At 62.5% G+C, this 14106-nt stretch carries 8 protein-coding genes; 5 read left to right on the forward strand and 3 right to left on the reverse strand.

All coding sequences use genetic code 11. From position 1 onward, the window contains the following. Window positions 1–35 precede the first annotated feature (35 nt). The 3 genes from ACKJSM_RS16320 to ACKJSM_RS16330 form a co-directional block, all read right to left on the reverse strand. Window positions 36–6416: an Ig-like domain-containing protein gene (locus tag ACKJSM_RS16320; protein WP_410238272.1), complete on the reverse strand. Its 6381-nt coding sequence runs from the start codon at window positions 6414–6416 to the stop codon at window positions 36–38. Window positions 6417–6471: 55 nt separating this feature from the next. Further along, window positions 6472–7317, reverse strand: a complete 846-nt coding sequence (locus ACKJSM_RS16325) for a sulfotransferase family protein (RefSeq protein WP_236182812.1) — start codon at window positions 7315–7317, stop codon at window positions 6472–6474. A 137-nt stretch (window positions 7318–7454) separates the two neighbouring features. After that, window positions 7455–9050 carry a glycosyltransferase family 39 protein gene (locus tag ACKJSM_RS16330; protein ID WP_410238273.1) on the reverse strand — a complete coding sequence of 532 codons (1596 nt, stop codon included), beginning with the start codon at window positions 9048–9050 and terminating at the stop codon, window positions 7455–7457. A gap of 240 nt (window positions 9051–9290) precedes the next feature. Between ACKJSM_RS16330 and ACKJSM_RS16335 the strand changes: the two genes are divergently transcribed. The 5 genes from ACKJSM_RS16335 to ACKJSM_RS16355 all read left to right on the forward strand — a co-directional run bounded on the left by ACKJSM_RS16335 (window position 9291) and on the right by ACKJSM_RS16355 (window position 14094). After that, window positions 9291–9878 (forward strand): phage tail protein, encoded by a 588-nt coding sequence (locus tag ACKJSM_RS16335; RefSeq protein ID WP_236182810.1) that lies wholly within the window; start codon window positions 9291–9293, stop codon window positions 9876–9878. Between the two features lie 58 nt (window positions 9879–9936). Then, a complete protein-coding gene (locus ACKJSM_RS16340; protein ID WP_236182809.1) occupies window positions 9937–10248 on the forward strand; it encodes a DUF6916 family protein in 312 nt (103 codons plus the stop codon). A 161-nt stretch (window positions 10249–10409) separates the two neighbouring features. Further along, the gene (locus tag ACKJSM_RS16345; RefSeq protein WP_410238274.1) at window positions 10410–12479 is read left to right on the forward strand and encodes a type VI secretion system tip protein VgrG; all 2070 of its coding nucleotides are present in this window, start codon (window positions 10410–10412) and stop codon (window positions 12477–12479) included. Continuing rightward, window positions 12476–13324: a DUF4123 domain-containing protein gene (locus ACKJSM_RS16350; RefSeq protein ID WP_410238275.1), complete on the forward strand. Its 849-nt coding sequence runs from the start codon at window positions 12476–12478 to the stop codon at window positions 13322–13324. The genes ACKJSM_RS16345 and ACKJSM_RS16350 overlap by 4 nt, the downstream gene beginning before the upstream one ends. Then, a complete protein-coding gene (locus ACKJSM_RS16355; protein ID WP_410238276.1) occupies window positions 13321–14094 on the forward strand; it encodes a hypothetical protein in 774 nt (257 codons plus the stop codon). The genes ACKJSM_RS16350 and ACKJSM_RS16355 overlap by 4 nt, the downstream gene beginning before the upstream one ends. Window positions 14095–14106 lie beyond the last annotated feature (12 nt).

Consider the following 14106-nt stretch of genomic DNA (forward strand, 5'->3'; position numbering starts at 1 on the left):
CCCTAGGTCCCGCATATATTGAGTTGTAATGTTGGTCAGGCCGGCATTTCGCTGATGCCGACCTGTTGCAGCGCCGCCGCCAGGTTGTCGACCCGGTGCTGCTCGCTGTCCTTGATCTGTTGCAGTTGCTGGCCCAGGGTCGGCGCACCGAATACACCGCGCAGGCCTTGGGAAATATCGCCGCCCTTGATCGACTGGCTGCCGAAGGCGTTCAGCGAATCGCGCTCGGCGCTGCTGTCCTGATTGAACAGGCCCGACAGCGTGCTGCTGCCGAACACCCCGCCATCGCCGCCGCCGAAACCGAGGAAGCCGTGGCCGGAACCGTCACCCAGGTTGTCGCTGCTGCTGAAGACCTGAGCAATGAAGCTCGGGCTCAGCGCACCACGATTGATGAAAATATCCCCCAGTGGACGGATGCCGTTGCCGATCACCCGCTGCTCGAACAACGGCGCGAAAGTCAGCGGTGAGCCGAGGTCGCCGGTGGGCGCGGTGAAGACGATCGGTTGCAGCGGAACGTTCGGCGGTGGTGGCGACACGACTGGATCGCTGCTGCGAAATTCCGGATCCGGTGTCACCACGATCAGCGGCGAAGTGGGCGTCACCGCCGGCACCGTGTTGATCACGTAGTTGCCGGAGCTGCTGACCCCGCTGCCGCTGTTGCCCGACAGATCGCTGACCCCGGCCGTGTTGAGGCTGATCGCATTATTGGCGCTGTTGACGTTGGCATTCGGCGTCAGCGTCGCGGTCCAGGTCTTGCCGCCGTCGCTGCTGCTCAGGTTGGACAGAGTGCCATTGGCCACGCTGAGGTCCGCCAGGTCGAAACCGCTGACCGCTTCGTTGAAGGTGATGGTCACCTGCGAAGTCTGGCCGAGGCCCAGGTTCGGATTGGCGATCACCACCGTGGCGGTCGGCCGTTCGCTGTCGAGGGCGTAGTTGTTCGACACCGCCACCGTGCTGCCGACGTTGCCCGCAAGGTCGGTGACGTTGCTGGTGTCCAGCGCAATGAAGTTGCTCGGGTCGGTGACATTCGCGGTCGGCGTGAAGGTCGCGGTCCAGGTCTTGCCGCCGTCGCTGCTGCTCAGGTTGCTCAGGTCACCGTTGGTCACGCTCAGGTCGGACAGGTCGAAATTGCTCACCGCCTCGCTGAAGGTGAAGGTCACTGTGGTGCTCTGGCCGATGCCCAGATTCGGATTGGCGACCACGATGTTCACCGTCGGCCGGGTCGCGTCGAGGATGTAGTTGTTGGAGATGGCGATGCTCGCCCCGAGGTTGCCGGCCAGGTCCTGGACACCGGCGGTGTCGATCAGGATCAGGTTGGTCGGATCGTTGACGTTGGCTGTCGGCGTGAAGGTTGCGGTCCAGGTCACGCCGCCGTCGCTGCTGGTCAGGTTCGACAACGAACCGTTGGCGACGCTGATGTCCCCCAGATCGAACCCGATCACCGCTTCGCTGAAGGTGAAGGTCACGGTGGTGGTTTCACCGATACCGAGGCGGTTATCGGCAACCACAATGGTGGCGGTTGGCAGCGCAGTGTCGATGGCAAAGTTGTTGGAATCGGTGGTGCCGATACCGCTGTTGCCTGAGACGTTGGTCACTCCGGCATTGTTCAGGCTGATCAGGTTGGTGGCGTCAGTGACATTGGCCGTCGGGGTGAAGGTCGCCGTCCAGGTCACACCGCCGTCGCTGCTGCTGACGTTGCTCAACGTACCGTTGGCGAGGGTCAGGTCACTGTTGTCGAACCCGCTGACCGCTTCGCTGAAAGTGATGGTCACCAGCGAGGTTTCCCCGGCCTTGAGTGCAGTGTCGGCCACTACGATGGTGGCGGTCGGCACCTGGGTCTGCACTTGGTAATTGGCCGAGCTGGTGGTGCCGGTGCCGGTGTTGCCGGCCAGGTCGGTGATGCCGGTGTTGTTCAGGACAATCAGGTTCGTGAGGTCGGTGACACCGATGTTCGGCGTGAAGGTGGCCGTCCAGGTGAGGCCGCCGTCGCTCGACGAGACATTGCTCAGAGTGCCGTTGGCGACGCTCAGGTCGGAGTTGTCGAAACCGGTCACCGCCTCGCTGAAGGTGATGGTCACCAGCGCGGTTTCGCCGGGGCGCAGTTCACTGTCGCTCATGACAATGGTCGCCGTCGGACGCAGGCTGTCGACCGCGTAGTTGTTCGAATCGGTGGTACCGCTGCCAGCGTTGCCCGCCAGGTCGGCGACGCCGGTGTTGTCGAGGGTGATCAGGTTGGTGGTGTCGGTGATGCCGGCAGCCGGGGTGAAAGTGGCCGTCCAGGTGATACCGCCATCGCTGCTGCTCACTGCGCTCAGCGTGCCGTTGGCGACGATCAGGTCGGCGTTGGTGAAACCGGTCACCGCTTCGCTGAAGGTAATGGTTACCAGACTGGTCTGGCCGACGCCGAGCGCGGTGTCGGCGACCACGATGGTGGCGGTCGGGCGCACCGTATCGATCGAATAGTTATTCGAATCGGTGGTGCCGCTGCCGGCATTGCCGGACAGGTTCTGCACGCCAGTGTTGTCCAGCGTGATCAGGTTGGTGGCATCGGTGATGCTGCTGGTCGGCGTGAAGGTTGCCGTCCAGGTGATGCCGCCGTCGCTGCTGCTCACGGCGCTCAGCGTACCGTTGGCAATCGTCAGGTCGGCGTTGGTGAAACCGGTCACCGCCTCACTGAAGGTGATGGTCACCAGCGAGGTTTCGCCGATTTTCAGGCTGGAGTCCGCCACGATGATGGTCGCGGTCGGCACCACGGTGTCGATCGTGTAGTTGTTGGAGTTGGTCGTGCCGCTGCCGACGTTGCCCGCCAGGTCGGCGATGCCGACATTGGCCAGCGTGATCAGGTTGCTCGCGTCGTTGACGCCCAGATTCGGCGTGAACGTTGCCGTCCAGGTGATGCCACCGTCGCTGCTGCTCACGGCGGTCAGCGTACCGTTGGCAATCGTCAGGTCGGCGTTGGTGAAACCGGTCACCGCTTCGCTGAAGGTGATGGTCACCAGCGAGGTTTCGCCGGCAGTGAGGTTGCTGTCGGCCACCACAATGGTCGCGGTCGGACGCTGGGTGTCGATGGCGTAGTTGTTGGAATCGGTAGTGCCGCTGCCGGCGTTGCCCGCCAGGTCGGCGACGCCGGTGTTGTCCAGGGTAATCAGGTTGCTGGTGTCGTTGATACTGGCGCTCGGGGTGAACGTCGCCGTCCAGGTGATGCCGCCGTCACTGCTGCTGACCGCGCTCAACGTGCCGTTGGCGACCGTCAGATCGGCATTGGTGAAACCGCTGACCGCTTCGCTGAAAGTGATGGTCACCAACGACGTTTCACCGATCCGCAGGTTGTTGTCGGCCACCACGATGGTGGCGGTCGGGCGCACGGTATCGATGGCGTAGTTGTTGGAGTCGGTGGTGCCGCTGCCGGCGTTGCCGTTCAGATCAGCGATGCCGGTGTTATTCAGCGTGATCAGGTTGGTCGCGTCGGTGATGCTGACGGTCGGCGTGAAGGTTGCCGTCCAGGTGATTCCGCCGTCGCTGCTGCTCACCGCCGTCAACGTGCCGTTGGCAATCGTCAGGTCGGCGTTGGTGAGACCGGTCACGGCCTCGCTAAAGGTGATGGTCACCAGCGAGGTTTCGCCGATCCGCAGACTGTTGTCGGCCACCACGATGGTCGCGGTCGGCCGCGCGGTGTCGATGGCGTAATTGTTGGAATTGGTGGTGCCACTGCCGGCGTTGCCGGCCAGATCGACCACCCCGGTGTTGTCCAGGGTGATCAGGTTGGTGGTATCGGTGAGGCTGCTGGTCGGCGTAAGCGTGGCGGTCCAGGTGATGCCGCCGTCGCTGCTGCTCAGACCGCTCAGGGTGCCGTTGGCCACCGTCAGGTCGGCGGTGGTGAAGCCGCTGACCGCTTCGCTGAAGGTAATGGTGACCAGCGAGGTTTCACCGGCCGCCAGATTGGTGTCGGCCACCACAATGGTCGCCGTCGGCCGCAGCGTATCGACCACATAATTGACCGAATCGGTGGTGCCGGTGCCGGCGTTACCGGCAAGGTCGGCGATACCGGTGTTATCCAGGGTAATCAGGTTGGTGGTATCGGTGATGCTGGCGCTCGGGGTGAATGTTCCGGTCCAGGTGATGCCGCCGTCGCTGCTGCTCACCGCGCTCAGTGTGCCGTTGGCAATCGTCAGGTCGGCGTTGGTGAAACCGGTCACCGCTTCACTGAAGGTGAAAGTCACCAGCGACGTATCGCCGATCTTCAACGCCGTATCGGACATCACGATGGTCACGGTCGGCCGCGCGGTATCGATCGCGTAGTTGACGGAGCTGGTCGTACCGACACCCGCCACGCCGTCGTTGATCGCGGTCACCCCGGTGTTGTCGAGGGTGATCAGATTGGTGCTGTCGGTGATGTTGTTGGTCGGGGTGAAGGTTGCCGTCCAGGTCAGGCCTCCGTCGCTGCTGCTCACCGCGCTCAGTGTGCCGTTGGCAATCGTCAGGTCGGCGTTGGTGAAACCGGTCACCGCCCGGCTGAAGGTGATGGTCACCAGCGAGGTTTCGCCGATTTTCAGGGCCGTGTCGGCCATCACGATGGTCGCGGTCGGTGGCTCGACGTAGGCGGTGTTGAGCGTGCCGCCGTTGTTGAAGATCGTCGAGACCGCGGCCGGTGAAGTGCCGTTTGTGCCGCCGCCCAATGCCGTACCACCGGCACCGCTGCCGGCCGCATTGCCGCTGAGGGCCGCGAAGTTGGCCGCCGTGATCAGCACCGTGCCGCCCTGGTTCCAGATGGCACCGACGCCGCGCCCGGCGATGCCGCCATTGGAAGCGTTGCTGCCCTGCCCGCCACCACCGCCGCCGCCGCCACCTGCACCGAGGTTGTTGCTGATGACCGAGGTGCCGACAATTTTCAGGGTGCCGGTCGAAGCGTTGTAAATGCCGCCGGCGGCATTACCGCCTGCGCCGCCAACCTTGTCCCAGCCTGCGCCGCCACCGCCGCCGCCAATGGAAATCGTGCCGTTGGTGGCCGTGCCGCCATCGCCGCCGTTGCTGTAGAAGGAAACGCCCAGGCCGCCGGCACCACCGGTGCTGCTGCCCCCGCGCCCCCCCATGTGCGTGGCGTCGTAGCCGCCGCCGTAACCGCCGACTCCGCCGCTACCGGCCTGCCCACCGAGGGTGCCGGTGCCCGGTCCGGCCGTGCCGCCATGGCCACCGCCCTGACCGCCAATCCCGCCACCACCGCCCCCGCCACCGCCGTAGTACGCATTGGTGACCCCACCGCCGCCACCGCCACCGGCCGCCGCGTTGCCGGTCACCGTGACGTTGCTCAACGTGAGGATACCGGCGTTGAAAATCCCGCCACCCATGGCGCCGGTTGCGCCATAACCACCATTACCGCCGTTGCCCGAGACCAGGCCTCGCGTGATCACCAGACCATCCAGTGTCACCGTACTGCCGGAGGTGATTTCGACCACCCGCGTCCGGTATTGGCCATCGAGCGTGACGTCGGCGACCCCGTCGTTGTTCAGGTCGCCATCAACCGTGATGTTCTTGTTGATCAGCAATTCCGAGGTGAGCTGCACCGTCATGCCGGAACTGAAGGTCACGATGTCGCCGTTCTGCGCCGAAGCAATGGCCGCGCGCAGCGAACCGACTCCGGTGTTGGCATTGTTGGTGGCGGTCCAGGTGGCCAGGCCCCACTGGTATTCACTCATCGCCTGGGTCGACAGCACGTTGGCGCTTTCGATGTTGCCGGTGGCGATCTCCAGATCCCAGTCGCCGCCCACGCCGGTGCGGTTGCTGGAGGCGGCCACGTCGCGCCCGGTCAACTGCGCCAGCGAGTCGACGAAGCTCAGCCCACGCTCACCCTCGGCGGTGTAGCAGCCGTAAATCAGGATGTCGCCACCGACGTTCATGTCCTTGCCGATTTCCGCCAGGATCGCACTGCGCTGTGCGACGTTGTCGGCCGACAGATAACTGTTGCCCAGCCACAGGTCACCGGCATTGCCGTGGGCGATGATCTGCACCGAGCTCACGCCCTGATGCTGGTCGAGATAATCGGCGATCTGCTGCAACCCATCCTTGCCTGCATCGAGCCTGACCACTTGCGTGCCGGGGGCCACGCCTTTGACCAGGCTGTCGGCATCCTTGACCCGGGAATCGACGAACACCACGCTCTGCCCCGGCACCGCGACAGGGCTGGCAGCGGGGGTGGCATCGACCTGGCCGTGAGTGTCCTTGCTGGCGCTCGGGTGGTCGGCGGCCGGCGCTTTCGCGGCATCGGCGGTGGCATGGCTGTCAGCCTGGGCGGCGGTGTCGGCCACGGTGGCCGCGACGGCGCCGTCGAACAGCATGCGCGGTTCCAGCGACATGATCATGGGCGCCGCCAGCGTCCGTTGGCCTTCGGTAACCCGCGACTTTTGCTTGCTCCACCACATGTTGCTCACCCGGACTCGAACACAGTTGTTGACGCATCAATGAAAAACGCCGCGATCAACTGATCGCGGCGTCGGACTTCATACGAATGACATTGGCAGCGCTGGCTGAGCCATCGAGCCAGAAGGACAAATCGGCGTATTGATTGAACAGGTCCGGCGGCAGAATCGTGCGCCGCGACTGCAAGGCGACCTTCGGCTTGACCTTGTGCAGGCCGGCCACGCCCAGGGCCTGATCGAACTCTGGCGCGTCATAGGCCAGATGCTCAAAATCGTGCTCGAACCAGGGTTCGCCGATGAAGTCGTAGACCAATCGCAGCACCCGCTCCGGGGCCTGGGTCAGCAGGTCGTAATCGACGATCAGCAGCGAATCGGCGTGCTCGCCGTAATAGGCTTCCTTCAGCGCCGCCCAGGCAAAACCCACCAGGCGGTTGCGCTGGGCCAGGGTTTCGCAGCGGCTGTAGACGGTGTTGCGCTCGACCGCATCGCCGAACAACTTGGTGTTTTCGAAAGGATTGGCGCGGTACAGCCGCTCGAGGCTGTCCATCACCCAGGCGACGTTGCGCACACAGGCAATGACCTTGGCTTGAGGGAACAGGTCGTTGATGGCCGGCAGGCGCGCAGACCACTGGCGGTTGGTGTCGAACACCACCGGTTTGTCGGCCTTGTCGGCGTAGTAGGAATCGAACAGGCCGCGCAACAGGCGGCGGCGCATGTCAATGTCGATCACCGCGCCGAATTCGCTGCCGGCACTGCATTGTTCAAGGACACCGGAGAACAGCGCGCCGACCGGACTGGTCATGCCGGCATGAAAGCGCGGGTTCTGCAAAAGGATTGCAGAAAGGAGGGTTGAACCTGAGCGCGGCAGGCCGGAGATAAAGTGGAACTGCTGCAATCCCTTCACCGTATTTGTAAGTCCTTTTGTCTGATGAGCGTAATCCAACAATACCCATTCGACTAGTAGTGTTTTGATATCAAAGTAGAGCAAAACGAATTATAAAAATCAGTTTTTATCGCGAATTAATTGGTGAAGCGTTTAAGTCATTTCAACTTCGCCCCGTCAGCCGGTATCAACGAAAAAAGTCGCGCTTTCGCCCCGCCGGCGTGGATCTGATCACGCAACTGCCAGGCCGCAGGCAGGGGCACGAATGGATCGGGTACATCCACGTCCAGATCGCCGATCAACCAGACTCGGGGGCTGTCCCCGGGCAAATCCTCCAGCCGATCCAGATAGACGTCATCGGCCACCAGCGTGCCGAATCCGTAGCGGTTGGGACGCGTGGAACGACCATCGGCAGCAGGCGGGGTATACAACCGCACCTGAGCGTTGGTGCGGTTGTAGTAGACGTAACTCAGATACCAGAGCATATCGCTGGTGACGATCCGGTCGCCGCTGGTGAAGTGGCGGTTGACGTAATCGACCATGACGTTGAACTGGTCGTTGCGGTCGACCGTGGCGTTGGTCTTTATCCCGACCATCTCGACCCCGACCAGCGACAGCAGCACCGCCATCGCCAATAGGCGCACGCTGCTGTAGAGGCGGTCGATGGCCAGCGCCGCCAGCATCGGCAACCCCAGCGCGTAGGCGGTCAGGTAGCGCTCGATGAACACTGGCGTAATGAAAGACACGGCGAACACCAGCAACAGCGGCACGCCGGTATACACCGCCAGCAGCACGCTGCCATGGTTCACGCTGCGATCACGGGCAACGGCGACCCCCGCCAGCACCAGCAAAGCCAGCGGCACACCGCCGAACAGCAGCAACGGGAGATGTCCCCCCTCGTCCTGAATCAACCAGAGCCAGATCATCGACGGCAGCGAAGACAGGGTCACCGGATCTTCCCAACCCACATCGCCACCGGCCTTGAGGGCATCCATGTGTTGCAGCAGGCCAATCAGGCTCGGCAACCAGGGCAGGTAGAGCACGACGACGGCCAGGTTGGCCAGCCACCAATCCTTGCGCTGGAGATGCTTCAGGCGATAACCCGGCAACAGGCGGATCAGGCCCAGATACAGCCAATGGCTCAGCGCCGCCAGCACGGCGAAATAGTGGGTGTACAGCGCCGCCGACATGAGCAGCGCATAGATCAGCAGATAGCGGTGACGCTGCGGTCGCCTGATCCACTTGACCAGCACCAGGGTCGCGCCGATCAGCAGCAAGCCAAGCAACGCGTACATGCGCACTTCCTGGCTGTAGCGCACCGCCGTCGGCAACAGCGCCAGCAACACCCCGGCGATAATTGCCGCGCGGCGAGTGGCCAGGCGGTCGACCAGGCTCACGCCGAGCCCGACCGTGGCGATGCCGGCCAGTGCACTGAAACCGCGAATGGCCAGGAGGCCGTCGCCGAACACGCCGATCCAGCCGTGCAGCAGCATGAAATACAGCGGCGGATGCACGTCGAACCCGGCGTGCGTCCAGATCCCGCCCAGCGAATAGCGCGCCAGCAGCAGGCTCGAACCCTCATCGCCCCAGATCGCGGCGGCGGTCAGGTCATAAAAGCGCACCACGGTGGCCAGCAAAAGGATCGGTATCAACCAGTGCTCGCGCGCCCAGCGCAACAGGCGCCGGACACCGGCATTCGGTGCGGCGAACGGGTCCTGGGTATCCCCCAGCGGCGTCTCGCGAAGGACCTCCATCAACCTCCCCTCAGCGTTTTTGCGAACACAATCGCGTCATCAACTGCCAACACTGTAGGCCAGCACCGAAGTCGACGCGCGGCCACGACGACGTCCGGCAAGTCCGTCGATCCGGGTCTACGCTACGGCTTGGCGTGACCTGCCCGCGCAAAAGGAAGGAGTCAGCACAACGTTTCGACCGGCCCGCCCACAAGGGCGACCGCGCGGCGCGCCGACCACACAACAGAAGGATGAGGAACCATGGAAGTCTTTATGGGTACGATTCAACCGTTCGCCTTCAACTTTGCCCCCAATGGCTGGGCCTTGTGCAACGGGCAAACCCTGGGCATCTCGCAATACCAGGCGTTGTTCGCCTTGCTGGGCACTTACTACGGCGGCAACGGTACAACCAACTTTCTCCTGCCCAACCTGCAAGGTCGCGTGCCCGTCGCACAAGGCAACGGACTGGGCCTGACGCCGCGCGTCATCGGTCAGGTGTACGGCACCGAAAATGTCACCGCCACCATCGCCAACATGCCCAACCACACCCACGCGATGACCGGCCTGACGGCCAACACGGCCCTTTCGCTGGCAGTACCCGCCAGCAATCCGGCAACCGTGCCGACCGCCACCAACTCGTACCTCGGCGCGTCCGGCGGCGGCCCTGGTTCGGCGAACATTTACTCCGACGCCCAGGGCGCCACACCGGTGCCGCTCAAGGGTGTGACCACCACCGTCACCGGAGACATTTCCTCCACCGGCGGCAGTCAGCCAATGCAGGTCTTGAACCCGGCCCTGGTTGTCAACTTCAGCATTGCCCTGAACGGCCTGTTCCCGTCGCGCAACTGAGCAGACGCCGGGGGCTTCACGGCCCCCGGCCATTCCTTTTTTTCACTGGAGTCAGACCATGCTGCAAGCGGTTCAGATCCACCACGTCCAGGCGTTGCTGGGACAGCAACGCACGCTGTACCTGCCCGATGGCACGGCCTTGCCGATTCAGATCGAATACCTCGATGAGGTTCCCGCGGCGAAAACCCGCTACAGCGAACGCATGCCCTTCTGCCTCGAATTCAACAGCCTGGTGCCGACCGAGTTCGTCGACGGTTTATGCGCGCTGGAACTGCCGGAACTCGGCCGGGTGGAGGACATTTTCGTGTCGCGGGTGCCGGCGATGGGGCGGGATCCGCAGTTGGGTTATTTCTGCATTTCCTTCAACTGATTCGCCGAGGTGTAAAACCACGTAGGACATATCAGTAGGATTTATTCGTAACCCTTGTAGGCCTGGTTTTTAAACCCATTCGCTTGGGAAACGTCCGACATAAATTCGCTGGCCATCTTGTTAGCGTTGTTCCGAATCTGTCACAGGACAAGGAACAACGGATGTTCAATGCCAATGCTCGTTTGCGCCTCAATACCGACGACCTCGATCACGATCTGCAGGTGCTGTCCTTCACCGGCACCGAATCCATCAGCCAGCCTTATTCCTTCAACGTCAAACTGGTCAGCTCGAGACCGGATATCGATCTGTCCGACCTCATGCACCGGCAGGCTTTTCTGGCCTTCGATGACAACGGGCATGGCGTTCATGGACAGATCCAGCACGTTGGCCGGGGCGTTATCGGGCACCGGTTGACCCAATACCATCTGACCCTCGCGCCATGCCTGACAAACCTGGGCCATCGTTTCAATCAGCGGATTTTTCAGCACCTGAGCATTGCGCAAATCATCGGGCAGATTCTTCAGGAACATGGGATTCACGCCGATGGCTATCTGTTTCAGATCGGCCAGGCCCTGCCGGATCGCGAATATTGCGTGCAATACAACGAGTCCGATCTGCATTTCATCCAGCGCTTGTGCCAGGAAGACGGCCTGCACTATCACTTTCGCCACAGCCTCGACAGGCATCTGCTGGTGTTTGGCGACGACCAGACCGTGTTTCCCAGGCTTGCCCGGCCAACAACGTTCAAACCGCGCAACGCGATGGTGCCCGAGCGGCGGGTGATCCACCGTTTCGACTGCGGGCTCAATACCCGTGCCCATCGTGTCAGTCGGCGCGCCTACCATTTCAAAAAGGCGCGCACAGTGCTGGAATCCGACGCCCGGATCCCGGACGAACACCGCCAGCCTGATCTGGAGGACTACGGGTATCCGGGCCGAGTCCTTGACCGGGAGCACGGCAGACTGCTGGCCCGACGCGCCCTGGAGCGCCATCGCAGCGATCAGCGCGTGGGCACAGGCGACAGCGACGAGCCGGCGCTGGTATCAGGGCACTTCCTGTCGTTGTCCGGTCACCCCGAACCGGCATTGAACGACCTCTGGCTGCTGACCGAAATCCGTCACGAAGGCAAGCAGCCTCAAGTACTTGAAGAAAGCGGTAGCGACATCGCCTTGAAGGATCAAAGCGACTTCGTCCAGGGCTATCGGAACCATTTCGAAGTCACGCCATGGAATGCGATCTATCGCCCGTCATTGCGCTACGACAAACCTTCCATCGGCTGTACTCAGACTGCCGTGGTTACCGGCCCGGAAGGCGAAGATATCCATTGCGACGCCTATGGCCGGGTCAAGGTGCAGTTTTTCTGGGACCGCGAAGGCCGGCACAACGACAAGAGCAGTTGCTGGTTGCGAACTACCACGAACTGGGCCGGAAACGCCCATGGCAGCGTGATCATTCCGCGCGTGGGCATGGAGGTGCTGGTGACGTTTCTCGACGGCGACCCCGATCATCCGGTGATCAGCGGTTGCCTGGCCAACAGCGCCAACCCGGTGCCCTATGAATTGCCGGCGCACAAGACCCGCAGCGTGTTCCGGTCCCGCAGTTCGCCCGACAGCAGCGGTTTCAATGAATTGATGATCGAGGATCGTGCCGGTCAGGAGCTGATCTATCTGCGCGCCCAGCGTGATCTGCAGCAGAAGATCGAGCACGACAGTCACCTGGAGGTCGGCAACGAACGTCGGGAAAGCATCCGTGGCAACAGCGTCAGCGTGCTGCACGCAGAAGAACACCGCACCCTCACCGGTCATCGCAAGACCCATCTCAAGGCCAGCGATCATCTGCACGTCAGCGACAGCAGTCACACCCGGATCGGGCAATCACTGACGATGGAAGTCGGGCGGCAGCTCTGTTTCAGTGCCGGGGATCATTTGGTGCTGGAGGCCGGAAAGAGCATCAGCCTGAAAGTCGGTGGCGAGCATTTCGTGCTCGATCACGGCGGTCTTTTCGGGAGCAGCGACCTGCTGATCGGCGGCGTGCCCATACCTTTTCGGCGCGCCCGATTGTTGCAGCCCGAAGGCATTGAAGACTTGTCGGCGCCCGCGCCCTTGCCGCCACTGGTGGCGCCCTCACAACAGGCATTGATGGCCACCAGCAAAACCCTGGGTGCGGATTTCTGCCCGATTTGCGAAGCCTGCCGCGCGGGCGAGTGCGCCATCGCGGAGGCCGCTGCATGATCGACTCGGTTGTACAACGCTGGCTGATCGAACAGCACCATGCCGATCGTCTCCTGTGCCTGGTGCTCGACTCGCAAAACGAACGCGACATGCGCCAGCGCTGGCTGAAGAGCAGCCGTTACGAGCAGTACGCCAGTGTCTACGGTGAAACCGTGGTCGCCGAACTGGCCGACACCGGACCATTCCTGTTCACCTTCGACCAGCCCGACGACCGTCGCCTCGACGCCCTGCTCGACAGACCTGACAGCCACTGGGGATGGCTCGCCAGCCTGGGCCAGGGCGAGCTCAAGACGTGGGTCAGGCACTGGCAGGAACGGTTGATCGTCGGCGCCCGCCCGCATCAGGCGCTATACCGTTTCCACGACAACCGGGTCCTGGCCCGAGCGCTGGAGCATCTGCCGCCCGAGGCGCTACCGGCGTATCTCGGGCCGGCGATCAGCGTGTGTTACTGGCAGGGTTCGCGCTGGCAGAGCACCGACAACCCGACGCCCGGCACTTACCCGCTGCCGGACTCGCCGCCCTGGCTGCACCTGCCGATGCCCGACGAGCAAGCCATGGAAATCCGGCTGGCCAACGCCCACCGCTTTCTACTGGCCGAGCATGTGCAGGCCTACGCCGGATTGGCGTGCACGCAGGATCCGCAGATCTGGCTACGTGAGCGTCTGACACAGACCCAAGCCTGGGGCTGGCTGGCACCGGAGCGGCTGGAGTTTCTGCTGATCCAGAGCCTGCACACCCCGACCCTCGCGCCTCACTGGCAACCCCGACCGGACGAAACGCCGGATGAACATTTTGATCGGGTTTACCTGCTTTCGAAGAGCTGGAGCGGGGAGATGCCTTCATGAAGATTCAGCTCAAGTGCATCGTCCTGATCGGCGCCTTCGCGGCACTGGGGGGCTGCCAGGGCAAACCGCCCAACACCTTCAAATTCACAGCCGATCTACCACCGGGGTTTGCCTACGTCGCAGCGGTTTATTACGCACCCGAAAAAGGTCAGACCTGCACCCTCGACAGACGCGACAACCTTGCCCCGGTGTTCAACAGCAAGTGGCGCACGGACTACAAGCCGGATGCCGAGATCACGATTCGCAAGATTGTTAAGGGGTGTCCGTTGGTCGTGAGGCGAATCGAACTGGAGATCAACTCGGCGTACGGCAAGGATTGGAGCGACTTCAGCCGTGACGAAGCCATGGTTTTCATCCGCGATGATCTGGAGGAGCAGTTCAAAGGCGTATTCAACGAGGCCGGTGAAAGCACCTTCCACGGTCAGTGCGAGTGGTGGTTTCGCACCTCGGGCAAACCGCGAATTCTAAGAAAAATCCTGGATTGCAGAACGGTCGATGCCTTGGGATCACGAGCTTATGGCAAGACCTTCGGGGCTTTTAACCCTGATCAACTGCCGGGCAAAACAGTGAGGATGAAGATTACTTTGGCAGAGGAAGAGAAACCCGGATGGGGGGATACGTGGGTGAAAGTTCCGAATGGCTGGAAGCGATGCCTGGGTGATGGATATGACGATCCGCATGCCTATTGCAACGGCAATTACACCGACTTCAGCACATTCAAAATGCCTGATGGCCGAGTCTGCACCATTTATCCGGGCTGTACGGAATAAGGAGGTTTCGCC

Origin of the sequence: Pseudomonas sp. PHC1, assembly GCF_046487845.1 — a bacterium.
GTDB lineage: Bacteria > Pseudomonadota > Gammaproteobacteria > Pseudomonadales > Pseudomonadaceae > Aquipseudomonas > Aquipseudomonas sputi.

Bases quoted from the DNA above. Each gene is read 5' to 3' on its own strand.
- ACKJSM_RS16320 (WP_410238272.1), bottom strand. From the start codon at position 6,416: ATGTGGTGGAGCAAGCAAAAGTCGCGGGTTACCGAAGGCCAACGGACG.
- ACKJSM_RS16330 (WP_410238273.1), bottom strand. From the start codon at position 9,050: ATGGAGGTCCTTCGCGAGACGCCGCTGGGGGATACCCAGGACCCGTTC.
- ACKJSM_RS16335 (WP_236182810.1), top strand. From the start codon at position 9,291: ATGGAAGTCTTTATGGGTACGATTCAACCGTTCGCCTTCAACTTTGCC.
- ACKJSM_RS16340 (WP_236182809.1), top strand. From the start codon at position 9,937: ATGCTGCAAGCGGTTCAGATCCACCACGTCCAGGCGTTGCTGGGACAG.
- ACKJSM_RS16345 (WP_410238274.1), top strand. From the start codon at position 10,410: ATGTTCAATGCCAATGCTCGTTTGCGCCTCAATACCGACGACCTCGAT.
- ACKJSM_RS16350 (WP_410238275.1), top strand. From the start codon at position 12,476: ATGATCGACTCGGTTGTACAACGCTGGCTGATCGAACAGCACCATGCC.
- ACKJSM_RS16355 (WP_410238276.1), top strand. From the start codon at position 13,321: ATGAAGATTCAGCTCAAGTGCATCGTCCTGATCGGCGCCTTCGCGGCA.